Genomic DNA, 25,174 nt, shown 5'->3' with positions numbered 1-25,174 from the left:
CGAATCATGAACATCATTCGCAATGTGAGGCTTGGAGTCAAAATGTTTCTGCTGTTCTTCCTGATCATGCTGGTGCTCGCGGTGGTGATGGCGGGAGCCTCCTCCCGCCAGATGGAGACGGGAATCCGGGATGAGGTATCCGACAATGCCCGGGATACGGCCATGCTGGGGCTGAAGCTGATGGAGGCCCGCTATCCGGGTCCGTGGCAGGTCAAGAATAACGAGCTGTACAAAGGCGACCGGAAGCTGAGCGGCGACAATGAGCTGCTGGATGAGATTCATGAGATGACCGGCGGAGAGGTCACCGTATTCCTTGGCAATACCCGGGTCGCCACGACCGTTCAATCGGAGGGCAAGCGTGCGGTGGGCACCAAAGTATCTGCAGCCGTCGAGGAGGCCGTGCTGAAGGGGAAGAACATCTATCAGGGGCATGCGGAAATTCTGGGCGTGCCTTACCAGACGGCCTATATTCCACTCTTCGGGGCGGATAAGCAGGTCATCGGCATGTTCTTCACCGGGCATTCCGAGGCGGTCATCGGCAAGCGTGTGAGCGATTCACTGGTCCAATTTCTCTGGATTCTCGGCGCTTCTCTGGCGGCGGCGGCCGTGCTGGTGCTTCTGTTCGTCTGGCGGCTCTCCTCCCGGCTGCGGAAGGTGCGCTCGGCCATGGAGTCGGCCGGTTCGGGCGATTTCACCGTCGAGGTGAAGGACGGGAGCGGGGATGAGATCGGGCAGGTTGCCGCAGGCTTCAACCGGATGCGGGAGAGTCTCCAGAGTCTGGTGCAGACAGCAGTGTCCACCTCCCTGCAGACGGCTTCGACGGCGGAGGAGCTTACCGTCAGCGCGGACGAAACGAGCAAGGCGACTGAGCACATTGCAACGGCCATGCAGGATATAGCAGGCGGAGCGGATCGTCAGCTGGCGGTGACGGAGGAGGGCGTCGCGCTCATGCAGGCCATCGGCGAGGGCATCCGGCACATCCACTCCGGCACGGGACAGGTGCTGGAGCTGGCGGGGAATACCACGGTCCTGGCCGGCGAGGGCGGCGAGTCCGTCCGCCTGACGGTGGAGCGAATGGGCGGGATCCGGGAGGCGGTGGAGGGATCGGATCTGTCCATCCGCTCCTTGGCCCACCGTTCCGGACAGATTGGGGAGATGGCGCAGGTCATCTCGCAGCTGGCGACCCAGACGAACCTGCTGGCTCTCAACGCAGGCATCGAAGCGGCCCGGGCGGGAGAGAGCGGGCGCGGATTCGCGGTTGTGGCTGCGGAGGTCAAGAAGCTGGCGGAGGGCTCCCGGGAATCCGCCGCCAAGGTGGCGGAGCTGATCGACGGCATCCGGGAAGATATCGGTCGGACGGTCGGAGCCATGGACAAGGTGAAGAGCCAAGTACAGGATGGCATCGCCGCCGTCCAGGAGACCGACCGGAAGTTCGGGCTGATCCTGGGCTCCATGGACGAACTGGGAGCCCGGGTCCAAGAGACGGCAGAGATCTCCGAGCGGATGCGAAGCGGAATGGCCGAGACGGAGGAGACGGTCCGTACCTTGTCCGAGGTGGCAAGAAGCACCTCCATGGGAGCCCAGACTATCGCGGCCTCTTCGGAGGAGCAGCTGGCTTCCATGGAGGAGGTGTCGGCCTCGTCCGCCTATCTGGCCAAGCTGGCGGAGGAGCTGCAGCAGATGCTGGCCCGCTTTAAGGTGTAGCTTCGAATTTCTACAAATTTTGCGAATATTTTATGAAAAGGTAGTTCTTTTTTACTGCGTGGGAATGTTAAAATGGTTATAATCTGGAGGCTGTAGGAGGTACAATCATGCGTTTGGTTACAAGATCCGATTTTGACGGCTTGGCGTCGGCGGTATTGCTGAAGGAGCTGAAGCTGATCGATGATATGAAGTTTGTCCATCCGAAGGATATGCAGGACGGACTGGTGGAGATCACCGATAACGATATTCTGACCAACGTACCGTACGTGCCCGGCTGCGGCATGTGGTTCGATCATCACGCAAGCGAGGTCCGGCGGGTTCAAGAGGCCGGTTACTCCTATCAGGGCGAGGCTCGGGTGGCGGACAGCGCCGCGCGGGTGGTCTATGACTACTTCGGCGGCCGGGAGAAGTTCGGTCCCCAATTCGACAGCATGATGGAGGGCGTAGACAAGGCGGACGCCGCCAAGTTCGGCCGGGAGGACATCCTGAACCCGAAGGGCTGGGAGCTGTTGAGCTTCCTGATGGATTCCCGCACGGGTCTGGGCCGCTACCGGGATTACCGGATCAGCAACTATCAGCTGATGGAGAAGCTGGTCGGGCTCTGCGCCTATATGACGGTGGAGGAGATTCTGGAGGATCCGGACGTGAAGGAGCGGGTGAACCGCTACTACGAGCTGGATGCGCAGTTCCGCGAGATGCTGGGCCGGCACACCCGCACCGAGGGCAATGTGATCATCACCGACCTTCGCGGTGTGGAGACCATCTACCCGGGCAACCGGTTCATGATCTATGCCCTCTACCCAGAGCAGAACGTGAACCTCTGGATCGTCGACGGCTACCAGAAGATGAACTGCGCCATCGCCTGCGGCCACAGCATCTTGAACAAGACCTGCGGCACCCATGTCGGCTTCCTGCTCCGCGAATACGGCGGCGGCGGCCACGAAGCGGCCGGCACCTGCCAGGTGCCGTATGCGGATGCGGACCGGGTGATCGGCGAGCTGGTGGCCAAGTTCAAGTCATGCTGATCCGGCGCTGGCCGGTACAGGAGGGATGAAGCATGGATATCGCAGCCTTATCGACGGCCGTCAGCCAAGCCAATCTGGCGCAGGCCGTCAGTCTTCAGGTGATGAGTCTTGCCAAGACCCAGGCTGTCCAACAGAGTACGGATATGATCCGGATGATGGAGATGAGCATTCGCCCGAACCTCGGAGCCAATCTTGATATCCGGGTATGAATGGCCAAGCGGCGTGCCGCTTGGCTTTTTCTTTGCCTGGCCGGAAGCTTCTTCAAGAAACGGACATCTTTGCAAGATGCCGCTCGGGCCGGGGCCTGCTATAATTATCCCTTAGTACATGAAAGCGGCATTGCGCCGCCGAAGGGGAACGACACGATGAATAAAGGATTGCCTTACGCGCTGCTGGCATATCTGGCGTGGGGATTTTTGCCGTTGTATTGGAAGGCGCTGGACGAGGTGCCGGCATGGGAGATTCTCGGGCACCGGGTGGTCTGGTCCACGGTGTTCCTGATGGGGATGCTTGCGGTCACCCGCCAGTTCGGGGCCTGGAGGACGGCCATCCGGGACGGCAAGACCTTCCGCCTGGTGCTGGTGTCCTCGCTCATGATCAGCGTCAATTGGCTGGTCTTCATCTGGGCGGTGAACAACGGCCATATGGTGGAGACGAGTCTCGGGTATTACATGAACCCGCTTCTGAACGTGCTGCTCGGCGTGGTGCTCTTGAAGGAGCGCCTGCATGCCGGACAATGGGCGGCCATCGCGCTGGCCCTGGGCGGGGTGGCGGTGGTGACGGTGGAGTACGGACGGCTTCCGTGGATCTCGCTGGTGCTGGCGGGCACCTTCGCCCTCTACGGCTTCTTCAAAAAGAAGACCCGGATGGATTCCACCACCGGCCTGGCCTGGGAAACCGTGCTGGTGACGCCGATCGCCGCCGGCTACCTGCTCTACGTGCAGGCGGGCGGCCATGCGGGCACCGGGGAGCTGGGGCTGCTGGGCTGGGTGCTCCTGCTCCTGGCGGGGGTGGCCACGGTGCTGCCGCTCTATTGGTTCGCACAGGCGGCCCGACACCTGCCGCTGTCGACTATCGGCTTCATTCAGTACATCGGGCCGACCATTACCTTGGGCATCGGGGTGTGGGTGTACCACGAGAGCTTCGATACCGCCCGCTGGATCAGCTTCGGGCTGATCTGGGCGGCGCTCGTGGTCTACACCATCGCCTCCGTCCGGCATTCGGCCCGCAGCCAGCAGAAGGACGCCCATCAAGCGGCGTAACGAAAAGAGGCGATCCTCGTGCCATGCAGAGCATGGCGGGGATCGCCTCTTTTTCTTTAGCGGTGGGCGGGTTATACCGCCACTTCGCTCATCAGCGCATGCGTGTTGCCGTCCGGATCCTTGAAGAAGAGCATCCAGGTGGCGATGCCGTCCCTCTCGGCAATCTTGTGGGGATTGCCGGCCAGCTCTGCTCCATGGGAGACCAGGGCATCATAGCCGGTGTGGATATCGGGCGTGCGGAAGTAAAGGATGGAGCTCTTATGGTCGAATTCCGGCCTTTCCGGCACGGAGAGCAGGAGGCGGACGCCGCCGGACTCCAGGAAGGCCATGCCGGGCGCCTGGAACAAGAGGGGCAGGCCCAGGGTGTCCCGGTAGAAACGGATAGCGGCATCCAGGTCCTTAACGGGGATGGAGACTTGGCCGATGCCTTGAACAGCGACGGGGGGAACGGACATGTCGGGCCTCCTGACAATTTGGAATAATTCCAAATTAACCCAAACGGGCAGGGGCTGTCAACCACCACATTCCCGCGTATTCCTTCACGGTGGAGAGGCGTTCCCGCCGCACCTGGTCGGCCAGCCCGTCTCCGAAGAAGGCCCGAACGCAGCGCTCGGCCTCCCGCCAATCCCCGAACGTATAGTCGAAGGGGAAGATCCTGCGGGCGAAGCCGTACCGCTCCTCCATTAGCCGGTAATACCCGGTCAGAAAAGACGGGGGCTCCGGCTTCTCCACTCCCGTGCCCATGGTCTCGAACAGCACCAGGGTGCCATCCGTACGCAGCACCCGGCGGAACTCGGCCAGCGCCCGGTCCAGATCCGCCTCCCAGTCCGGACGGTTGCTGCTGGCCAGGTAGCAGACGCTCCAGCCGGATACCAGCAGATCGCAGGAGGCGTCCGGCAGCGGCAGGCGACGGTGGTCGGCGGCGGCGCACCGCCACCGCTCCTGCGGCAGTCCGGAGGCGGCGAGCTTCTGCGCTGTGAGCGCCAGCATGGCCTCCGACGCATCCAGCGCCGTCAGGCTGCGGGCATAAGGGGCCAATACGGCGGACAGCCGGCCGGTGCCGGCTCCTGCATCCACGATATCGAGCCCCCGGACTGGGCGGATGCCGTTCACCAGGTCGAGGAGAGACGGCTGCTTGGAGACGAGGGCTTCATAGAGCTCGGCTTGCTGATGGTAAATCTTGTCATGATCAGGCATAACGGTAGTTATTACCTCCTTGGGATGGTATTCCGTCCCATCGTAAGGTCTTCCGTTACGGAGGAGTCAAGACCCGGGCCGTCCCCGGTGCATGGGGACGGCCAGCAGCACGGCGACCCCGGACGCCGGAGCGAGCAGCTGGACCAGGAAGCCCTCCGATCGCAGCAGCCCCACCAGCGGCCCCCATGCCTCCTCCGGCAGGGGGCAGGCCAGGCCGAGACGGCCGTGGGGCTTCAGGATCCGCAGGGCTTCCCGCAGGGCCAGCAGCCGCTCGTCCGGGGTCAAGCGGTGGAGCACGTAGCTCGACACGGCCAGGTCGAAGGTGCCCTCGTAGTAGGGCACCGACAGCAGGTTGCCGAGCTTCGTCTCCAGAAGCGGATGCTTGCGGCGGCACAGGCGAAGCATCTCCCGGGATTGGTCCACGGCCTTCATCCGGACGCCGCGGGCGAGCAGCGCGCCGGCCAGATTGCCGGTGCCCGTCCCCAGGTCGATGCCGCTCTCCCCCTCCCGGGGGTCCACCGCCTCCAGCAGCGTGCGCAGCGCTTCCGCATAGCCCGGATAGTCCGGGCTTCCGTTCCCGACCTCCTGGTCGAAGGTGTCCGCCTGCCGGTCGAAGCGGTAATGGTCCGCCCAGCCGTGGCGCACCTCCCGTTCCCGCCGGGCGGCCTCCGCCCGGCTGAACAGGGCGTCGGCGGACAGCTCTCCGCCGGTACGGAGGGAGGCGATGACCTCCTCGTTCAGCCGGATCCGGCTGTCCAGATCCAGCCGCTCCGCGTACAGGACGGAGCGCTGCAGCTCCATCAGGTACAGAAGCTCCTCCCGTTGGTCCATGCCGTAGGTGTCCATCACCGTATGGAGGTCCGAGAGGGAGAGCCCGGTTTCCCGCAGGGCGAGCAGAGTCTGGAGGCGGAGCAGGTCCTGGCCGGTGAAGAGGCGGTAGCCGTTATGAGGAGTCTTGGAGGGGGAGATGAGCCCCTTCTCCTCGTAGAAGCGGATGGTCCGGACGCTGATGCCCAGCCGGGCTGCGGCCTCGGCGATTTGGATGGGCTGCATGGAAGTCTCCTTTCGGACCGGAGAGGCGTAGGCCTGTGGTCATTATTTTCCAGTTGCAATCTAGTTAAAAAGGACTATACATCCGGTACGGAATCTCCGATAATACAAGTAAGAGGGTTCACAATATTGACGCATTTTCAAGACCGTCCCCTGACGGACGGGATCCGTAACCGGCGCATCAACCCTGCACCACATGTTGAAGAGGAGGGGTTCCTGTGTCCAAGTATATTTCGGAAGACGAGCTTGTCAACCTGGTCAAAAAATTAAGCGTCGATCCCGCCGACCCCGCTCCGGATCTTCCGGAATACGAGTCCCGCGGTTCGGTTCGCGCCGAAGGGAAAGGGCTCCTGCTCCGCGTGGAGGACAACAAGGTCCTGCTGGTGGAGACGGACCAGTCCCAAGGCTACCCGACAGTCCAAGCACTGCCTCCGGTACAGCTCCTCCGTAACGGCAAGGTTTGTACCGATCCGATTCTGGTGATGCCGGGGGATAAGCTGGATTGGCAGATCGCGGAGGAGCCCTTGTTTACCGTTGAGGTTTCGGAAGACCGGCTGTGCGCCTATCTTCAGGTGAAGCGGAAGAACCGCTGCGGCTGGCGCTTGCTTCCCCGGGAGGACCGGCAGCAGCTCTTGGTGGAAGCGGAGCGGGATGAGTCCATGGTGCTGGAGACCGTCCGGCTGGCCGATGTTATGAAAGCGCTATCAGACCGCAAGATCACCAAAAACATCCGGACCTCCGCCATCTTCCAGGAGCTGCAGATGCCGACCGGGGAGAAGGTGCCGGTGGCCCACGGGGTGGACAAGGAGTCCAGCGTAGACGCAAGGCTGGAGATCTACTTCTCCGAGGAGATCGAGAACGTCTTCTGCGAGAATGAGAGGACGGGCACGGTGGACTACCGGAACCACGCCCGGATCCCGTCGGTGAAGAAGGGGGACTTGATCGCCCGCAAGATTCCCATGAAGCAGGGCGTCATGGGCTATGACGTGTACGGCGATTTGATCCGCCCGGCGCCGCCCAAGGATATTACCGTCATCGCCAAGGATCATGTGGAGATCCGTCCGGACGGCGGGGTGTACGCCCTGAAGGACGGGCGTCCCCGGGTGACGGGTTCGGAGATGATCAAGTATTTTGACATTACGACCGCCTATGTGATCTCCGGGAACGTGGACCTGAAGACGGGCAATATCGTATTCTCCGGGGATGTGGTCGTCTACGGGGATGTGACGGAGGGGATGATTGTGGAGTCCCTCGGCAACGTGTACGTTTTCGGCAGTGTCTATCAAGCTACGATCACGGCCACCGGCAGCATTACGGTGAAGGGCAACATCATCAATTCCAATCTGTACTCGGGATACTTCGGCGTCATCTTCAACCGTCTGTACGTCAGCTGCAAGGCCTTGGATACCGCCCTCGGCAACCTCCGGCAGGCCGGCAAGCTCCTTGTGGACATGATCGAATCCCGGGGCCAGGTGGTCCGCATCGGACAGGTGATGAACATCCTGATCGAGAGCAAGTTCAAGGACGTCCCGGAGCTCGCCTCGGACTGTCTGGTCTCCATCCGCAGCCTGCAGCGGATTACGGAGAGCGAGATGGAGGAGCTGAAGGAGAAGCTGAAGCTCCTGATCGATCCCCACAAGATCCTGGCCTTCGATTCCTTCAATCATCTGTACGCCATACAGAATCATGTGCACGAGACCCACCAGATGATCGAACGGATGCAGGAGTCCTACGTCTTCATCGACATCGCCCAGTGCCACCTATCCAATCTGAAGTCGACGGGAGATATCTTCATTCGCAAGGAAGGCGTGCTCCGCAGCAACCTCTACGGCAAGGGTAACATCGCCTTCTTCGACAGCCACTCGGTGTGCCGGGGAGGAGAGATCGAAGCGCTGGGCATCATTTCGGCCATGACGGTCGGAGGTGACGTGGGGGGCGAGACCCATCTGAAGGCGGGCAAGCGGGTGACGCTCCAGCGGATGCACTACGGCCGGATTACCATCGGGAAGCACTCGAGGGTGATCCTGGAGCCGATGAGCCAAGTTCAGGCGTATCTGGATCAGAACCGATTCGTGTTGGAAGGAACCGCAGGGGACAGCTGAGATGAAGCTCCGAGGAGGCGGTACGATGGCGAAGGTGATGATCGTGGACGATGCGGCGTTTCTCCGGACGATGCTGAAGGATATCGTGGCGGAGATGGGCCTGGAGGTGGCCGGCGAGGCGGGGAACGGCAGGGAGGCGGTGCGCATGTACGCGTCTTACCGTCCGGATCTGGTCACCATGGACATCACGATGCCGGAGATGGACGGGATTCAGGCGGTGCAGGAGATCATGAGGCAGCATCCGGAGGCCCGGATCATCATGTGCTCCGCCATGGGCCAGCACAAGCTGGTGCTGGAAGCCCTGCATGCCGGAGCGAAGGATTTCATCGTGAAGCCCTTTGACCGGAAGCGGGTGATGGAATCGATCCTGAATACCTTGAAGCGGGTTTGAAAAAAAAGGATGAAGCCGCGTGACGCGACTGCCGATCTCCAATCCGATGCATCCCATGAGGAAGAGCCGCTCCGGCAAGGAGCGGCTCTTTCATTAAGGGAATGGGCGCGGCCCGGGTCAGTCGGGCTCCACCTCGGAGATGACGGTCAGAATCTCGGGCGAGCGCTGGAGCTTGGATTCGAAGAAGGAATGCAGCGCGTCGGCGAATTCCTTCTTCCAGACGTTGACCGAACGGACCTCCCGGTCCGAGAGCCGCTTGATGACGCGGCGGAGCACGGCTTCGGCCTGGGCGATCAGCGCGCCTGAATCGCGGATGTAGACGAAGCCGCGGCTCACGATGTCGGGGCCGGCCAGGACCTGCATCCGCTCCTTGTCCAAGGCCGCCACGACGATGATCAGGCCGCTGTCCGACAGCTTCCGGCGCTCGTCGAGAATGGAGCGGTCCAGGCCGCCGGGCATGGAGCCGTTGACGAATACCTCGCCGGCCGGAATCGGGCTCCCGCGGCGGGCCTCCGTGCGGGAGATGGTCAAGGTGTCGCCGATCCCCATCAGGTGGATGTCCGAGCGCGGAATGCCGATCTTCTCCGCCAGGGCGGCATGCTGCACGAGCATCCGGTATTCCCCGTGGATCGGAATGAAGAACTTGGGCTTCATCAGGCGGAGCATGAGTTTCAGGTCCTCCTGGCAGCCGTGGCCGGAGGTGTGGATGTCCACGATGGAGCCGTAGATGACATGAGCTCCGGCGCGCAGCAGGCGGTCGATGCTCTGGTTGATGTTCTGCGTGTTGCCGGGAATCGGCGAGGAGGAGAAGATGACCGTATCCCCCGGCTGAATCTGGATGTACTTATGGGAGCCCGAAGCGATCCGGGACAGAGCCGCGTTGGGCTCGCCCTGGCTGCCCGTGCAGATAATGACGATTTCCTCGTCCAGATAGCGGTCCACGTCGCGGACGTCGATCAGCATGCCCTCCGGCAGACGGATGTAGCCCAGCTCCTGGCCGATGTCGAAGACCTTCTCCATGCTGCGGCCGATGACGGCGATCTTGCGCCGGTGCTCGATGGCCGCTTCGACCACCTGCTGGAGCCGATGCACGTTGGAGGCGAAGGTGGCGAACAGAATGCGGCCCCGGCACTTGCCGAATGTAGTGTTGATGGCCCTGCCGACGACCTTCTCGGAGGGGCTGAAGCCGGGCTTCTCGCTGTTGGTGCTGTCCGCGAGCAGGGCCAGAACGCCGTCTTCTCCGAGCTTCGCCATCTTGTAGAGATCCGCGGGCTTGTCCTCGGGGCTGAAGTCGAACTTGAAGTCCCCGGTATGCACCACGGGCCCGATGGGCGTATCCACCACGACGCCGAAGGCGTCGGGAATGCTGTGGCTGGTCCGGTAGAAGCGGACCTTCAGCGCGTCCAGCGCAATGACCGTGTCGTCCTGGATGACATGCAGCTGGGCCGTGGCCAGAAGCCGGTGCTCATCCAGCTTCGAGCGGATCAGCCCGATGGTCAGCGGCGCGCCGTAGACCGGTACGTTCAGCTCCTTCAGAATGAAGGGCAGGCCGCCGATATGGTCCTCGTGGCCGTGGGTGATGAAGATGCCCTTCACCTGATCCTTGTGCTGGAGCAGATACTCGATATTCGGGATGATGTAGTCCACGCCGGGCATGTCGCGTCCCGGGAATTTCACGCCGCAGTCGATGACGACGATCTCCTGCTTGTATTGAATGCCGTACATGTTCTTGCCGATCTCGCCCATGCCGCCTAAGCCGAAGATCTTGACTAGACCGCGGGACGAACGTCTGCGGGCAGGCTTTTTGCGCTGCTCGGTGGTCGGTTCGCTGGTAGGGTTCTGATTCATGAAGAGTCCTCTCTCTTTAGTCCATATTGGAAAGTTCCTGCTCAACTCGGTCACATCGTGAAGGTCCGTTCCGTTCAAGCCGTTACTTCATTGTACCCGCTATGCTTCGTATTAGTCAAAATCTGCAAGCCTGAAACTTGCCGCAGGCCCCATAAAAAAGCCCAAACCCTGCTCTCTTCGCAGCTTTGGAGGGTGTGGGGTATAATGGGAGGACGAGAAAACGGCGCGGAGGAGGTTCCGTAGTGATCCGGATCGGACTTGCAGGGTGGGGAGACCAGGAGGAGTTATACCCGGAGGGGCTGCCGCCCCGGTTGAAGCTGAAGACGTACGCGGAGCACTTTCCCGTTGTGGAGGTGGACAGCTCCTTTTATGCCGTACAGCCGGCGGCCTATTACGAGCGTTGGGTGCAGGAGACGCCGGAGGGCTTCGCCTTCGTGGTAAAGGCCTACCAGGGGATGACGGGACACAGCCGTGGGGCGGCTCCCTTCACGGACGAGGCGGACCTGTTCCGGGAGTTCCGGGCCTCCGTGGAGCCGGCGGCTGCAGCGGGGAAGCTGGCCATGGTGCTGTTCCAGTACCCGCCCTGGTTCGACTGCACCCGGGATCATGTGGAGACGCTGCGGCGCGCCCGGTCCCTGCTGCCGGAGCTGCCCTTGGCGCTGGAATTCCGGAACCGGAGCTGGTTCACGGAGGAGCACCGGGAGCGCACGCTGGCCTTCATGCGGAGCGAGGGCTGGATTCATGGCGTCTGCGACGAGCCGGATGCCGGCCCGGGCTCCGTGCCGACGGTGCTGCGGGCGACCCATGAGGGCGCCACGCTGGTCCGTTTCCACGGGAGGAATGCGGAGGGCTGGACCCGCAAGGAAGGGCGGAACTGGCGGGACGTGCGCTATCTGTACGACTATTCCCGGGAGGAGTTGGCCGAATGGGCGGACCGGCTGCGGGAGCTGGAGCGGGAATCGAAGACTGTCGATGTCATTTTCAACAACAACTCGGGCGGCCATGCGGCGGGCAATGCCAAGCTGCTGCAGGAGCTGTTGGGCCTTACGCCCAAGGAGCCGCCGCCGAGACAGCTGGATCTGTTCTAAACCGGGAAGGAAGCGGAGGCCGCATAAGATGGAGCATGGAATGGGCGAGAGGCAAGAGAGAGTAGGCGCAGGCGGGAGACTGCCGGTGGAGGAGGCGCTGCCGGAACTCCGGAGGGTGCTCCGGACCGGAACGAACACCGTGCTGGTGGCTCCTCCGGGAGCAGGCAAGACCACCCGGGTTCCGCTGGCGCTCCTGGAGGAGCCTTGGGCGGCGGGGGGCCGGATCCTGATGCTGGAGCCCCGGCGGCTGGCGGCCCGGTCTGCGGCCCGGTACATGGCTTCCCGCCTGGGGGAGCCCGTGGGCCGGACCGTAGGCTACCGGGTCCGCATGGATACCTGCGTCGGGCCGGACACGCGGATCGAGGTCATCACCGAAGGGGTGCTGACCCGGATGCTCCATACGGACCCGGCACTGGAGGGCGTGGCGGCGGTGCTGTTCGACGAGTTCCACGAGCGGAATCTTCACGCCGACCTGGGCCTGGCTCTGTGCCTGCAGGCGCAGGGGCTCCTGCGGGAGGAGCTGCGTCTCGTCGTGATGTCAGCCACGCTGGAGGCGGAGCCGGTAGCGGCCCTCATGGGGGACGCCCCGGTAGTCGTCAGCGAGGGGCGGGCCTACCCGGTGGAGACCCGCTACGCGGAGCGGCGGCCGGAGGGCCGGCTGGAGGACGCGGTGGCTCCGGCGGTGCTGGAGGCCCTCCGGTCCTGCGAGGGCGATGTGCTCGTGTTCCTGCCGGGAGCAGGGGAGATCCGCCGGACGGAGAACAGGCTGGGCGAGGCGTTGAAGGGCCGGCAGGTGAAGGTGCTGCCGCTGCACGGCACGCTGCCCCAGGAGGCGCAGGATCAGGCCCTGGCCCCGGCGCCGCCCGGCTGGCGCAAGGTGGTGCTGGCCACCTCCATTGCGGAGACGAGCCTGACCGTGGACGGAGTCCGGGTGGTCGTGGACGGCGGCCTGTCCCGGGTACCCCGGTTCTCACCCCGGACCGGCATGACTCGTCTGGAGACGGTGCCGGTGTCCCGGGCTTCGGCGGACCAGAGGCGCGGGCGCGCGGGCCGGCAGGGCCCGGGCGTCTGCTTCCGGCTGTGGACGGAGCAGGATGACCGGCAGCTGCCGCCCCGGACCACCCCGGAGCTCCTGGAGGCCGATCTGGCTCCCCTGGCGCTGGACTTGGCCGCCTGGGGAGCCGTGCCGGAGGAGCTCCGGTGGCTCGACGCGCCGCCGGCGGCCGCCATGGCCCAGGCGCGGGAGCTCCTGACGCGCCTGGGCGCCTTGGGGGCGGACGGGCAGATTACGCCCCACGGCAGAGCCATGGCCGGGCTGGGACTCCATCCCCGGCTGGCGCATATGGCCCTGCGGGCGGTCCCGCTAGGGCTGACGGGGCTCGCCTGCGAGCTGGCGGCCATCCTGGGCGAGCGGGACTTCCTGCGCGCTCCGGCGGGCGCCCCGCCCAACGCGGACCTGCGGCTCCGCGTGGAGGCGCTGCGCCGGGAGGGCGCAGGGGAAGCGGCGGCCCTGGGCCTGTCCGCCGACCCGGCGGCGCTGCGGCGCATCCGGGCGGAGGCCGCCCATTGGCGGCGCGAGCTGGCCGCCTTGGGCCGCTCCGGACCCGGCGCATCGGAACGGGCCCCGGCTTCGGCGGCCCCAGGCGGTGCGCCGGCCGGCGAGCCCGCCGCCTGCGGGCTGCTGCTGGCCCTGGCCTACCCGGACCGGATCGGCCAGCTTCGCGCCGCCGGCCGGTTCACGCTGCGCAATGGCCGGGGGGCCGCCGTGGCGGAGGGCCAGCACCTGGCGCATGCGCCGTACATCGTGGCGGCCGAGCTGGACGACCAGGGGGCCGACAGCCGGGTGTACCTGGGCGCCCCCGTGGAGCTCGCCCAGCTGGAGCAGCACCTGGCCGACCAATTGGAGACGGAGGTCCAGGTGGTCTGGGACCGAGCCGCCCAAGCTGTCCGCGCCCGCAGGAGAGTCCGTCTGGGAGCGCTGGTCCTGCGGGACCAGCAGGTGCACAATTCGGACCCGGACCGGGTGGCGGCGGCGTTGCTCGAGGGCGTGGCCGAGGAGGGGCTGGAGCTCCTTCCCTGGTCCAAGGCGTCCCGCCAGCTGCTGGAGCGGCTGCGCTTCATGCACTACGCGGACCCGGCCTGGCCGGATGTGTCGGAGCAGGCGCTCCTGGACACGCTGCCGGAGTGGCTCGGGCCCTTCGTGGCCGGGATGCGCAGCAAGAGCGACCTCGGACGGCTGAACATGGCCGAGGTGCTGGGGGAGCTGCTGGACTGGAACCGGAAGCGGGAGCTGGACCAGCATGCGCCCACCCACCTCGGCGTGCCGAGCGGCTCTCGGATTCCGGTGGACTACAGCGACCCTGAGGCACCGGTGTTATCCGTCCGGCTGCAGGAGCTCTTCGGCCTGACCGAGACCCCGCGAATCGGGCGGGGCCGGGTGCCGGTGGTGCTCCACCTGCTGTCCCCTGCCCAACGGCCGGTCCAGGTTACGAGGGATCTGGCGAATTTTTGGCGGGAGACGTACTTCGAGGTGAAGAAGGATCTGAAGGGCCGGTACCCCAAGCATTACTGGCCGGACAACCCCTTGGAGGCGGTGCCTACCAACCGGGTTCGTCCTCGGAATTAGAACGGCAGCACAACGAAGACCGGAGGCCTATAATATACCTTCGGTCTTTCTTGTGCTGCGCCATATCGTTCAGGTAGGCGGAGAAGCTCTTCAGAACGGCGTCACTCTGCATATCACCTTCTGGATCGCCTTCCCGTCGGCCCGAATCCGGGCGGCGGGATCAGGGTGCAAGCTCGGCTGCCCATAAGGGCCTGAGCGGCGCTTCCGGGTACTATCCCACTCGCTCAGGAAAAATCGGGTTCCTGAGCGAAGGGGATAGTACCCGGAAGGATTTGCGGGACACCCCATTAAGGGGGCCAGGCAGGCTGCAATAGCATGGATAGACCACAGGGGTGCGGACGCTTTATCGCCACGGTGGAGGAATTGGAGGTTGCAGGGGAGGCCGCGTCCGGATGCCGGGGATAAACGCCCTCGGCCTCTTGCCGTCCCCCGCGGAACCATGAGACAATCAGTCTAAAAAAGGAACGGTGCATCATGAACTATGCCCAACCTGTTACCGGCGTCTTTGTGAGGAGGCCGAACCGTTTTATCGCGGTGGTGGAGGTGGACGGGGCGCAGGAGACGGTCCATGTGAAGAATACGGGGCGCTGCGCCGAGCTCTTGCTTCCCGGAGCCCGCGTGGTGCTGGAGAAGGCGGCGGAAGGGTCCTCCCGGAAGACTGCCTATTCCCTCGTCGCCGTGTACAAGGGGGAGCTTCTGATCAACATGGACTCTCAGGCTCCCAACAAGGTGGTCTACGAGGCGGCGCTGGCCGGAAGATTGGACGAAATCGCGGGAGGGCCCCTTGCGCGAGTCCAGGCCGAGGTCACATACGGCAAATCCCGGTTCGACCTGTTTTGGGAGACGGCGGCGGGAGCGCGTGCCTTCCTGGAGGTGAAGGGTGTCACGCTGGAGGAGGACGGCATCGTCCGGTTTCCCGACGCTCCGACGGAGCGGGGGACGAAGCATGTGCTGGAGATGATCGGAGCGGTCCGGGAAGGGTATGGGGGCGTGATCTTTTTCCTGATCCAGATGAAGGGGGTGCGTCGGTTCGAGCCTAACGGAGTGACGGACCCGGCCTTTGCCGAAGCCTTGCGAAGAGCCTCGCGGGAAGGGGTGCGGGTCCTGGCCTATGATGCCCAGGTGACGCCGGACGGGATGGTGCTGGGGGAGCCGGTGGAGGTCGTTCTCTGACCGGGACAGCCAAAAAGCCTGCCATCCGGCAGGCTCATGCGGTGATCGAGCGGGAGATCACAAGGGTCGGATGGTCCGTCAGGGCCAGCTCCTCGCCGGTATCCGTGTACCGGATGGTGGGGCGCTGCATGTGGGAGGAGATCTTCACCACGATGGCCGGACGGCCGTTGTGCAGCTGGACCAGGGCGCCGGGCGGATACGAGGGGATCACCCGTACGAAGACGTCCACGATGGCGGGGGCGTAGGCGGTTCCGCTCAGCGTCATGATGTACTCCATGACCTCGTGGGAGGTCAGATCCTTGTTCGAGGTCATGTTCTCGTACTGGTTGCACAGGCCGCAGATCTGGGCGTACTCGTGGAAGGCGTTGCCGCTGATGCCGCGGGGATATCCCGTTCCGTCGAACCGCTCGTGGTGCTGGAAGGCGATATGGGCGGCCAGCAGATTCAGCTCCCGGACGTTGCGGAGGAGGTTGAAGCCCTCCTGAGGATGGTCGTCCTCCCGGGCGGCCACCGCCTTGCCGATATCGTGGATCAGGCAGCCGATAGCCAGATCCCGCAGCATCAGATCGTTGTAACCCATGCTCTTGCCAATCTGCAGGGCCAGAAGCGCCACATTGACCGCATGGGCATAGGGCTGGACCTCATCCGGCATGGAGGACGTCTGGATGGGCAGCACCAGGGGGCGGTGCTTCACCTCGGCGATCAGCTTGCCCGCGCTGGCGTTCAGCTTCAGGACGGGAAGGGGTCTCCGGGCCTTGGCGGCCGCGAAGGTCTCCGCCACCACCTCGATGACGTCCATCCAGGTGGGCATGTCGATCAGCTCCTCCATGGTGATGCCGCGCGACTCCGCGTCCTCGACGAAGAGGGTTCGAATGCCGATCTCCTTCATTTTCTCAATGTATTTGGGGTGAACCGTGTTGCCGGCAGCCAGCAGAATTCTCCGGAAGCGGTCAAACACGGGCTTGGCCAGCTGCATGGTCTTCTCGTTATATTTATGGATCGATACGATTCTCATGGCTCCTCCATCAAGATTCTCTATAGAATCGGATTGCAGATAAGGCTTCCAGCCTATTTTATAACAAAACGCGACAGAGCTGAAAGCACAAGAAATTCCAATAGGGGACCGCGGCAGGCGCCGCAGCCCATGGGAGGTGCCCATATGGCCAAGATGCCGGGCAAGGAGCAGGAGCGTTATATCCTGGCTCTGGATCAAGGAACCACAAGCACAAGAGCCATTCTCTTCGACCGCCGGGGAAGGCCGAGGCATACGGCTCAGAAGGAATTCCCCCAATATTTCCCCAAGCCCGGCTGGGTGGAACACAATGCGGATGAGATCTGGGTCTCGGCCCTGTCGGTCATCGGCACGGTGCTGACGGAGAACGGGATCGACCCTTCCCGGATCGAGGCCGTCGGCATCACGAACCAGCGGGAGACCACCGTCGTATGGGACCGGAGCACGGGTCTGCCGATCCATCATGCCGTCGTATGGCAGTCCCGCCAGACGGCGGATATCTGCGAGGCGCTGAAGGCCCGGGGCCTGGACCGCACGTTCCGGGAGAAAACCGGGCTTCTGGTGGATCCTTACTTCTCCGGAACGAAGATCAAGTGGCTGCTCGATCATGTGGAAGGCGCCCGGGAGCGGGCGGCCAAGGGCGAGCTGCTCTTCGGCACCATCGACACGTGGCTTATCTGGAAGCTGACCGGCGGGAAGGTTCATGTGACGGACCCGTCCAACGCCTCCCGGACCCTGCTCTACAACATTCACGAGCAGCAGTGGGACGACGAGCTCCTGGAGCTCCTGGACGTACCGGCCGCCATGCTGCCGGAGGTCCGCTCCTCGTCGGAGGTGTATGGGGTCACCGCTCCCTATCATTTCTTCGGGCGGGAGGTCCCCATTGCGGGGGTCGCCGGCGACCAGCAGGCGGCGCTGTTCGGGCAGGCCTGCTTCCAGGCGGGGATGGCCAAGAACACCTACGGCACGGGCTGCTTCATGCTGATGCATACGGGCAGGAAGGCGGTACCCTCGCAGCACGGCCTCCTGTCCACTATCGCCTGGAAGGTGGACGGGGTTACGGAATACGCCCTGGAAGGCAGCGTATTCGTGGCGGGCTCGGCGGTGCAGTGGCTCCGGGACGGCCTGCGGATGTTCAAGTCCTCCGGCGACAGCGAGGCATATGCCCGGAGGGTGCCGTCCACAGACGGCGTGTATGTGGTGCCGGCCTTCGTGGGCTTGGGCACGCCTTATTGGGACAGCGACGTGCGGGGCGCCGTATTCGGGCTGACCCGGGGGACGCGCAAGGAGCATTTCGTACGGGCGACGCTGGAGTCTCTGGCCTACCAGACCAAGGATGTGCTGGACGCCATGGAGAGCGATTCGGGTATCGCCCTGGCGACGCTCCGGGTGGACGGGGGCGCGGTGCGCAACCGGTTCCTGATGCAATTCCAGAGCGATATGCTGGGCGTGCCGGTCGAGCGTCCGTCGGTTCAGGAGACGACGGCTCTTGGAGCGGCTTATCTGGCGGGGCTGGCAGTAGGCTTCTGGAAGAGCCGGGAGGAGCTGGCCGGGTTGTGGGCCGTGGAGGAAGTGTATGGGCCTGCCATGGAGCGGGAGCAGCGGGACCGGCTGTACGCGGGCTGGAGGAAGGCGGTTCAGGCGGCGATGGCCTTCCGGTAGGAGGACGGCCCCGGAAAATTGGAACCCGTGGAACGGTTGAGCTATAATGGGGGCATTCCGAGTCGTGAAAGGGGAGTTGTCCCGTGAGAATAGACATTTTCAGCGATAATGTGTGCCCATGGTGCCGCATCGGCAAGCAGAATCTTATGGAGGCGCTGCACCTGTGGGCGAGCCCGGAGCCGGTGACGATCCGCTGGCGTTCCTTCCAGCTGGATCCTTCCATTCCGGCCGAAGGCCGACCCTTCCGGGAGTCTCTGGAGAAGAAATTCGGCGGGGCGGAGCAGATGGACCAGATCATCGGGCACGTCTGCAAGGCGGGAGAAGCCTGCGGGACCGCCTTCGCCTTCGAGAAGATCCAGGTGGAGCCCAATACGTTCTTGTCCCATCAGCTGTTGAAGCTGGTGCCGCCGGAGAAGCAGACGGAAGTGGCGGATGCGCTCTTCCGCGCCAACTTCGAGGAGGGCCGCAATATCGGCGACCTCGATGTGCTGGCCGCCATCGCCGATGAGGCTGGTCTGGACGGCGCAGCCCTGCGGAAGCGGCTGGCTGCGGGAGAAGGAGCCGATGGGGTGAAGGAGGACCTGGAATTCGCGCAGCGGGCCGGCATCCGGTCGGTGCCGTACTTCATCTTCGACGACAAGTACGGCTTGTCCGGCGCCCATCCGGTTCAGTCGTTCCTGCAAGCGTTCGCCCGCCTGCAGGATGAGGGTTCATCCAAGGCATAACGCGGTCAACGCACAGCACAGAAGCCGGCAGACGGGGGAGTCCCGTATGCCGGCTTCTATGCGTGCCTGTGAGGTTTATTCCGGCAGCTCCTTGATGAAGGCCTTGCTTCTCTCCCCGTTGTAATCCAGCCGGCTGTAGAACTCGTGGGCTTCCGTCCGCTTCATGTTGCTCGTCAGCATGACCTTCACGCACCGGTGCTCCCGGCACAGACCCTCGATGTAGCGCATCAGCTGCGTGCCATAACCCTTGCCCTGATGCTCGCCGGCTACGACAACCCGTTCCACCACCCCGAAGGGGCGGGTCCCCTCCAGCGCGTCCAGACAGAGGTGGAGATGGGCGGTTCCGACCAGCCCCTCCTCGTTCTCATACACAAGCAGGAAGCTGTTGGGGTTGGCCCGGATCTCAGCAATCCGATCCTCCAGCACGCGAACGGTTCTCCCGCCCCCGAACAGCTCCCCGTACAACCGTTCAATTCCCTGTGCATCCTTCGGTACGGCTTCTCGAATCATGGTTCGATCCTCCTGGTATGATGATGGGTATTGGCTTGCTTGCGCATGATGCATCTCCACTTGTAAAGCAGCCACGTCCGCCAGAGAGGCTCCTGGCAGTCGTGGCAGGCCAGACGGTGGCGGAAGGGGAAGTCCTCGGGCCCCACCTCGATGGAGGCGATTGGCGCCACGGGGCCGGGATTTACCCATTCGTTAAAGGAATAGACGCCGTTCCCAGACTTGCGGAAGCTCTCCATCGGCAGAAAATAGACGGTCCCCCATGTCCACGGATCCCCCGGAGGAGCCGCCCGGTCCCGGGAGAACAGATAGAATCTCTCCGACGAGCCCAGTACGCCGATGCAGGCGTTCCGGATGCTGCGTCCCGCCCGGCCCCGGTCCAGCACGGCGAAGAATAAGGACCAGATGGCGTCACGGGTGGCGAAGACGGCGTTCACGGGGGTTCCGTCGTACCGGGTCTGTCCGGCCGGCTCCAGCAGGCGAATGCCGGCATGGTTGGAGCCGTGCAGCACAACGGGCTTGGTCCGAACCACGTATTGGATGAACCGCCACTTGGGGTAGGGGCTGTCGTACCGGACCGTGCCGTCCGAGCGGGCGGCCTCCTGGAGGAGTCTCTCGTATACTTCCGCCTCTTGGACCGTGAACCGGTAACGGGGACCGGTATAGAACATGAGACGCAGCGGCAGGGTCAGAAGATGCGAGCTCATCGGCTACCCTCCTTTTTTCACTCTTGCTCCGGTTCGTCAGGGGCAGGGAAAAAATAGTCGTCCAGCACCCCCTGGGCGCTGCCCCCGCCGGGGACCCGGCCGATCTGGAAGCGGAGGCCCTCCGGCTTCCCGGCGATCACGAGGTCGACGGTATCCGGACGGCCGTCCACCCATTGGTAGCCGAGCAGGCTATCCCGGGGGATCAGGTCGGAGTTGGCCTTCAGGCCGTAACGACCGAGGCCGTCCCGCTCCAAGAAGCTGACGGCCCACCAGACCAGGGCCATCAGGACGTATTTGCTCCACCCTTCGATTTGTATTAGGAGCAGGGAGGCGGTTATGCCTGCGGCGAAGTTCCATCTTAGCTTTCCGTCTATGACGGAGCCGGTCAACAGAATGGGGCCGGCGGTTTTTTTGGCGCGATACGCCCGTAAGGCCGCAATGGCTGTGCTAAGCAGCAGCGCGGAGATTAGGATGGAGAAGAAGCTCATTGGTAAGGCTCCTCTTGACATGGATTCCATAATTTGGTTCCTATTCGGATCATACCATAGATCCGGCGGGCCGGGCAGCCTTTTCTTGGCGCGGCGGAGGGCAGGCCTCCTCTATATTCCTTGCTTTTTTTGTGTATAATAGTAAGAAGTTCTTATTGGATCGATCTGGCAATCATTTACCGCGAGAAGGGCTGGTTTTATGGAGAACAAAAGTACGGCATCCAACTTTATCAAAACCATCATGCAGGAGGATCTGAAGGAGGGCCGCGTGAAGGAAGTGGTCACCCGCTTTCCTCCGGAGCCCAACGGCTATCTGCATATCGGACATGCCCGGGCCATCACCATCAACTTCGAGCTGGCGGACCAGTTCGGCGGCCGGACCAACCTCCGCTTCGACGATACGAACCCGCTGAAGGAGGACGTGGAATTCGTCAACTCCATTCAGGAGGACGTCAAGTGGCTGGGCTTCGAATGGGAGGGGCTTCACTATGCTTCCGACTACTTCGAGGAGATGTACGAGCGGGCCCTGGTGCTGATCCGGAAGGGGCTGGCTTATGTGGACGACCAGTCGGCCGAACAGATCCGCGAGACCCGCGGCACCCTGACGCAGCCCGGCAAGGAAAGTCCCTACCGGAACCGCACCCCGGAGGAGAACCTGGATCTGTTCCAGCGGATGCGTGCCGGCGAGTTCAAGGACGGCGAGCGGGTGCTCCGCGCCAAGGTCGACATGAATTCTCCGAATATCAATATGCGGGACCCGGTCATCTTCCGGATCTCCCATACCCATCACCATAACACCGGCGACAAGTGGTGCATCTACCCGATGTATGCTTATGCCCACCCGCTGGAGGACGCCATCGAGGGCGTCACCCACTCGCTGTGCTCGCTGGAGTTCGAGGATCAGCGGCCCTTCTACGACTGGGTCATCCGGGAGACGGAGATGCCCCATGTGTCCCGCCAGTATGAGTTCGGCAAGCTGAAGATCGCAGGCGCCATCATCGGCAAGCGGTACATCAAGCAGCTGGTCGAAAAAGGTGTCCTAGACGGCTGGGACGACCCCCGCGTCTATACCGTGAGCGGCATGCGCCGGCGGGGCTTCACCCCGGAGGGCATCCGGGCCTTCATCCGCGAGGCCGGCGTCTCCAAGAGCAACGGCACCGTGGACCCGCGGATGCTGGAGCACTTCATCCGCGAGGATCTGAAGCTGAAGGTGCCGAGAACCATGGGCGTGCTGCGGCCGCTGAAGGTGGTCATCACCAACTACCCGGAGGGGCAGGTGGAGATGCTGGACACCGAAGTGAACGCGGAGGTGCCGGAGATGGGCATGCGGCAGATTCCGTTCTCCCGCGAGATCTACATCGAGCAGGACGACTTTACGGAGAACCCGCCGCCCAAGTACCACCGCCTGTATCCCGGCAACGAGGTGCGACTGAAGGCCGCTTACTTCATCAAGTGTGAGGAAGTGGTGAAGGACGCCGAGGGCAACGTCGTGGAGCTGCGCTGCACCTACGACCCTGAGACCAAGTCGGGCTCGGGCTTCACGGGCCGCAAGGTGAAGGGGACCATCCACTGGGTGGAGGCCACCCGGGCGGTGCCCGCCGAGTTCCGTCTCTACGACGCCCTGGTGGCGGAGAAGGGAGCGGACGAGGAGAATGAGGAGGAAGGCGCCGCAGCAGGCGACGACATCCTGAAGGGGATCAATCCGAAGTCCCTCGAGATCATCCAGGGCTTCGTGGATCCGAGCCTGAAGGGCGCCAAGCCCCAAGACAAGTTCCAGTTCTTCCGCCACGGCTACTTCAACGTGGACTCGAAGAACAACACGCCGGAGAAGCCGGTGTTCAACCTGACGGTGTCGCTCAAGAGCTCGTTCGATTAAAGATTGCAACGTCCAAAAAAACCGGCCTTCCATCGAGCGGAAGAGCCGGTTTTTGGCATGCATACAGGTGGTGTGCGATTAGGATGAGGCCTGGTACTCGTGCTCCAGAATGGAGAGGATGGTGACCGATACGTACTGGCCGTCGAGGAAGAGGCAGTCCCGGAGGGTGCCCTCCACCTGGAAGCCCTCGGATTCGTACAGGCTCCGGGCCAGCGGGTTGTTGCTGCGGACGTCGAGCCACAGCCGGTGGGCGTTCCACCGGTTGAAGGCGCAGCGCTTCGCCAGCTTCAGCACGTCGCGCCCGATGCCCTGCCCCTTCTCGGTGACTACCAGCCGCAGAAGCTCGATGCTCCGCGCCGGGTTGTTCAGGCCGGCCAGGATCATGTAACCGGAGGGCTCCATGTTCGTCTCGATGATGACGTGCGCCGTATCGGTGCCCTCCACCGCCTTACGGTGCTGCTCCTTCGTCCATTGGCTGACGTAATTCCGGTTCTCCGGATGGTTCTCGGCCTCGAGGACAAAGTCCAAATCGTTCGGACGGGTCACCCGCAGGATGACCCTCTCCGAGCTTGCCAAGATCATGGCCATGTTCGTCAACTCCTTTCAACCATCATACCATATTTTAGGGGGTTGCGAGGAGGTGGCGGGATGACGGCCGGGATCAGAGCGCCCAGTTGCCCTGCCGGAACAGCGGCTCCAGGCTGCCGTCCGCGGTTTCGCCGTCGATGTCGAGCCCCGCCGAACCCATCATGAAGTCCACATGCGCCAAGCTCCGGTTGGCCCCGTGCCGGTCCAGCTCCTCCGGCGTCATGCCGGTGCCGTCCTTCAGCGTGTACGGATAGGCGTTGCCGATGGCCAGATGGCAGGAGGCGTTCTCGTCGAACAGCGTGTTGTAGAAGATAACGCCCAGATCCGAGATCGGGGACCGGTGCGGGACCAAGGCCACCTCGCCGAGGTAATGGCTGCCCTCGTCCATCTCGATCAGGCTTGTCAGGGCCTCCAGGCCCTTCTCCGCGGAGTAATCCACGATCCGGCCATCCCGGAACGTCAGGGAGAAGCCTTCGATCATGGTGCCCGAGTAGTTCAGGGGCAGCGTCCCCTTAACGGTGCCGTGGACCCCATCCTTGCGGGGCAGTGTGAAGACCTCCTCCGTCGGCAGGTTTGGCAGGAAGCGAACGCCTGCGGTCGTCGGGTTGGAGCCGCCGAACCAGACGTGCCCCTCGGGGAGCTCCACTCTGAGATCGGTGCCCGGACCCCGGTAGTGCAGCGCCCGGTACCGCTTGGCGTTCAGAAGATCCACCCGGCTCTGCAGGGCGGCCAGATGGGCCTCCCAAGCGGCGACGGGATCCTCCTCGTAGATCCGGTTCACCCGGAAGATCTTGTCCCACAGCTCCATCGCAGCCGCCTCCGGATCAAGCTCCGGAAATACCTTGGCAGCCCAGGCAGGCGTGGGCACGGAGGCCATGGCCCAGACGTTGCTGCCCTTGTACAGGTAGGAGCGGAAGCCCTTGTTGGCCTCCGCAGCCGTCTTGTTGGCAGCCGACACCCGGCCGGAGGGGATGCCCTTCAGCAGCTCCGGGTTGGGTGCGTAAATCTGCAGATAGGCGCCGCCCTGCTCCATGAACTCCTCCAGCCCCTTGGATTTCCAGAGGGGATATTCGGTGAAGGCCTCGTCAGGAGCACATTCATACTTGATCCGCGTCACCGTCTCGTCGTTCCAATCCACGTAGACCTGCCGCGCTCCGGCCTCGTAGGCTTTCCGCACGACCTTGCGCGCGAACGGGGCGGAATCCAGATTGGCATTGACGAAGAGCGACTGTCCCTGCTGCAGATTCAGCCCGATGCGCACGATCAGCTCGGCGTACCGGTCCATGTACGTTTCCAAACGCTGCTGTTCCATAAGGACCCTCCTTAGAGTCAAAAGTTCAGTTCTTCTATTATCGCCTGCTCCCGGCTCAATGTAAAATCAACCGGCGCCGCCTTCGGGCCTCCGACATTTCCTCCAAAAGGCCCACACCTCCGGGGCGGAGCGCCATAGGGTGTAGAGAGTGGAGAAGGAGGTTTAGTCACATATGGGTAATTGCACGGATACCGTCTATTTATCTTCCCGGGTTCAGCCCGGAAGCGGCGTCGGAGCCCGGGTGAACGGGCCTGCGGCTCTGGCCTCGGCCTTGCAGAAGGTGGCTCGCCGCATGGCGCCCTTCTACCGGACGGTGGCCGAAAGCCGCAAGTTCGCCGAGCGCTGGTCCGACGCGGTAACGGGGCTGGAGCTGGACCGCATGCTGAAGCTGCTGAAGGCGGCTTCTCCCCGGATCGGAACCGTCTTTCCCGGAACGAACAGTATCGGGTATTTCGTCACCTTCCCGATTCCCGATCCGGTGGGGCCGTACGCCAACGGAACCACCATTCCGCCGGGAACGACCCAGTCCGTCTTCGAGCCCCGGGCCCATCAAGCTGTTGCGGAGGCCGTTCGGCCCTTGTACCGGTCCTTGGCGGCCAACCGGGCGTTCGCCCTTTCCTTGGCCAAGGCCATAACGGATGAAGATGCGGAGGCGGCAGTCCGGCTGGTCAGAAGCAGGGTCAAAACCGCGTCGCTGCGCTCCGTATCCGTGGATGCGGACGGAATCGCCATGAACTTCCGGTTCGCATTCACCAAATATACCTATCGCAATCTGTTGTTCCGCGATGTGGAGGAAGGAGACGCCGGCTAAACCGGCGGATTCGCGCCGGT

At 63.4% G+C, this 25,174-nt stretch carries 23 protein-coding genes; 13 read left to right on the top strand and 10 right to left on the bottom strand.

Annotated features, from left to right (window positions below; translation table 11 throughout):
* The first annotated feature begins 6 nt into the window (after positions 1–6).
* From ACSEXW_RS04730 to rarD, 4 genes are all read left to right on the top strand, one after another.
* Entirely contained in the window at positions 7–1,704 is a 1,698-nt protein-coding gene (locus ACSEXW_RS04730) for a methyl-accepting chemotaxis protein (protein WP_438444952.1), read from the top strand.
* Between the two features lie 107 nt (positions 1,705–1,811).
* A complete protein-coding gene (locus tag ACSEXW_RS04725) occupies positions 1,812–2,729 on the top strand; it encodes an exopolyphosphatase (RefSeq protein ID WP_438444951.1) in 918 nt (305 codons plus the stop codon).
* A gap of 32 nt (positions 2,730–2,761) precedes the next feature.
* Complete coding sequence (locus ACSEXW_RS04720) at positions 2,762–2,938, top strand: YjfB family protein (RefSeq protein ID WP_438444950.1); 177 nt, start codon at positions 2,762–2,764, stop codon at positions 2,936–2,938.
* 156 nt (positions 2,939–3,094) lie between these two features.
* The gene (gene rarD / locus ACSEXW_RS04715; RefSeq protein ID WP_438444949.1) at positions 3,095–3,991 is read left to right on the top strand and encodes an EamA family transporter RarD; all 897 of its coding nucleotides are present in this window, start codon (positions 3,095–3,097) and stop codon (positions 3,989–3,991) included.
* A 71-nt stretch (positions 3,992–4,062) separates the two neighbouring features.
* Here rarD and ACSEXW_RS04710 read toward each other — a convergent pair whose 3' ends face one another.
* From ACSEXW_RS04710 to ACSEXW_RS04700, 3 genes are all read right to left on the bottom strand, one after another.
* Positions 4,063–4,446, bottom strand: coding sequence for a VOC family protein (locus ACSEXW_RS04710; protein WP_438444948.1), 384 nt, complete (start codon positions 4,444–4,446; stop codon positions 4,063–4,065).
* A gap of 34 nt (positions 4,447–4,480) precedes the next feature.
* Positions 4,481–5,188, bottom strand: coding sequence for a class I SAM-dependent methyltransferase (locus ACSEXW_RS04705; RefSeq protein WP_438444947.1), 708 nt, complete (start codon positions 5,186–5,188; stop codon positions 4,481–4,483).
* Between the two features lie 66 nt (positions 5,189–5,254).
* The gene (locus ACSEXW_RS04700; protein ID WP_438444946.1) at positions 5,255–6,241 is read right to left on the bottom strand and encodes a MerR family transcriptional regulator; all 987 of its coding nucleotides are present in this window, start codon (positions 6,239–6,241) and stop codon (positions 5,255–5,257) included.
* 215 nt (positions 6,242–6,456) lie between these two features.
* Between ACSEXW_RS04700 and ACSEXW_RS04695 the strand changes: the two genes are divergently transcribed.
* Together ACSEXW_RS04695 and ACSEXW_RS04690 are read left to right on the top strand one after the other, a co-directional pair.
* Complete coding sequence (locus ACSEXW_RS04695) at positions 6,457–8,340, top strand: flagellar assembly protein A (protein WP_438444945.1); 1,884 nt, start codon at positions 6,457–6,459, stop codon at positions 8,338–8,340.
* A 25-nt stretch (positions 8,341–8,365) separates the two neighbouring features.
* A complete protein-coding gene (locus tag ACSEXW_RS04690; protein ID WP_438444944.1) occupies positions 8,366–8,731 on the top strand; it encodes a response regulator in 366 nt (121 codons plus the stop codon).
* 117 nt (positions 8,732–8,848) lie between these two features.
* Here the strand turns inward: ACSEXW_RS04690 and rnjA are convergent, their stop codons facing one another.
* Positions 8,849–10,579: a ribonuclease J1 gene (gene rnjA, locus ACSEXW_RS04685; protein ID WP_438444943.1), complete on the bottom strand. Its 1,731-nt coding sequence runs from the start codon at positions 10,577–10,579 to the stop codon at positions 8,849–8,851.
* Between the two features lie 242 nt (positions 10,580–10,821).
* On the opposite strand from rnjA, the gene ACSEXW_RS04680 reads away from it, so the two are divergent.
* The 3 genes from ACSEXW_RS04680 to sfsA all read left to right on the top strand — a co-directional run bounded on the left by ACSEXW_RS04680 (position 10,822) and on the right by sfsA (position 15,466).
* Positions 10,822–11,667: a DUF72 domain-containing protein gene (locus ACSEXW_RS04680; RefSeq protein WP_438444942.1), complete on the top strand. Its 846-nt coding sequence runs from the start codon at positions 10,822–10,824 to the stop codon at positions 11,665–11,667.
* A 28-nt stretch (positions 11,668–11,695) separates the two neighbouring features.
* Positions 11,696–14,293: an ATP-dependent helicase HrpB gene (gene hrpB / locus ACSEXW_RS04675; protein WP_438444941.1), complete on the top strand. Its 2,598-nt coding sequence runs from the start codon at positions 11,696–11,698 to the stop codon at positions 14,291–14,293.
* A 474-nt stretch (positions 14,294–14,767) separates the two neighbouring features.
* On the top strand, positions 14,768–15,466 hold the full coding sequence (gene sfsA / locus ACSEXW_RS04670; protein WP_438444940.1) for a DNA/RNA nuclease SfsA: 699 nt from the start codon (positions 14,768–14,770) through the stop codon (positions 15,464–15,466).
* Between the two features lie 34 nt (positions 15,467–15,500).
* Here sfsA and ACSEXW_RS04665 read toward each other — a convergent pair whose 3' ends face one another.
* On the bottom strand, positions 15,501–16,481 hold the full coding sequence (locus ACSEXW_RS04665) for an HD-GYP domain-containing protein (RefSeq protein WP_438444939.1): 981 nt from the start codon (positions 16,479–16,481) through the stop codon (positions 15,501–15,503).
* A gap of 153 nt (positions 16,482–16,634) precedes the next feature.
* On the opposite strand from ACSEXW_RS04665, the gene glpK reads away from it, so the two are divergent.
* Together glpK and ACSEXW_RS04655 are read left to right on the top strand one after the other, a co-directional pair.
* Positions 16,635–18,140: a glycerol kinase GlpK gene (gene glpK, locus ACSEXW_RS04660; protein ID WP_438445203.1), complete on the top strand. Its 1,506-nt coding sequence runs from the start codon at positions 16,635–16,637 to the stop codon at positions 18,138–18,140.
* An 83-nt stretch (positions 18,141–18,223) separates the two neighbouring features.
* Complete coding sequence (locus ACSEXW_RS04655; protein ID WP_438444938.1) at positions 18,224–18,865, top strand: DsbA family oxidoreductase; 642 nt, start codon at positions 18,224–18,226, stop codon at positions 18,863–18,865.
* 75 nt (positions 18,866–18,940) lie between these two features.
* Here ACSEXW_RS04655 and ACSEXW_RS04650 read toward each other — a convergent pair whose 3' ends face one another.
* Genes ACSEXW_RS04650 through ACSEXW_RS04640 form a run of 3 tightly spaced genes read right to left on the bottom strand, consistent with a single transcriptional unit; the run spans position 18,941 to position 20,567 of the window.
* Positions 18,941–19,375, bottom strand: a complete 435-nt coding sequence (locus ACSEXW_RS04650) for a GNAT family N-acetyltransferase (protein WP_438444937.1) — start codon at positions 19,373–19,375, stop codon at positions 18,941–18,943.
* The gene (locus tag ACSEXW_RS04645; protein WP_438444936.1) at positions 19,372–20,079 is read right to left on the bottom strand and encodes a hypothetical protein; all 708 of its coding nucleotides are present in this window, start codon (positions 20,077–20,079) and stop codon (positions 19,372–19,374) included. Before ACSEXW_RS04645 ends, ACSEXW_RS04650 begins: the two co-directional genes overlap by 4 nt.
* A 17-nt stretch (positions 20,080–20,096) precedes the next feature.
* Entirely contained in the window at positions 20,097–20,567 is a 471-nt protein-coding gene (locus tag ACSEXW_RS04640; RefSeq protein ID WP_438444935.1) for a hypothetical protein, read from the bottom strand.
* A gap of 199 nt (positions 20,568–20,766) precedes the next feature.
* Between ACSEXW_RS04640 and ACSEXW_RS04635 the strand changes: the two genes are divergently transcribed.
* Complete coding sequence (locus ACSEXW_RS04635; RefSeq protein WP_438444934.1) at positions 20,767–22,443, top strand: glutamine--tRNA ligase/YqeY domain fusion protein; 1,677 nt, start codon at positions 20,767–20,769, stop codon at positions 22,441–22,443.
* Between the two features lie 78 nt (positions 22,444–22,521).
* Here ACSEXW_RS04635 and ACSEXW_RS04630 read toward each other — a convergent pair whose 3' ends face one another.
* Together ACSEXW_RS04630 and ACSEXW_RS04625 are read right to left on the bottom strand one after the other, a co-directional pair.
* Positions 22,522–23,031 (bottom strand): GNAT family N-acetyltransferase, encoded by a 510-nt coding sequence (locus ACSEXW_RS04630; protein WP_438444933.1) that lies wholly within the window; start codon positions 23,029–23,031, stop codon positions 22,522–22,524.
* A 73-nt stretch (positions 23,032–23,104) separates the two neighbouring features.
* Positions 23,105–24,343 (bottom strand): aminopeptidase, encoded by a 1,239-nt coding sequence (locus tag ACSEXW_RS04625; protein ID WP_438444932.1) that lies wholly within the window; start codon positions 24,341–24,343, stop codon positions 23,105–23,107.
* A 172-nt stretch (positions 24,344–24,515) separates the two neighbouring features.
* Here ACSEXW_RS04625 and ACSEXW_RS04620 point away from each other — a divergent pair, with 172 nt between their 5' ends.
* Entirely contained in the window at positions 24,516–25,154 is a 639-nt protein-coding gene (locus ACSEXW_RS04620; RefSeq protein ID WP_438444931.1) for a hypothetical protein, read from the top strand.
* Positions 25,155–25,174 lie beyond the last annotated feature (20 nt).

This window comes from Oryzibacillus soli, assembly GCF_051594765.1.
Lineage (GTDB): Bacteria > Bacillota > Bacilli > Paenibacillales > NBRC-103111 > Paenibacillus_AR.
Note: the sequence above shows the minus strand (reverse complement) of the source record. Positions and strands in the feature narration are given on the sequence as shown.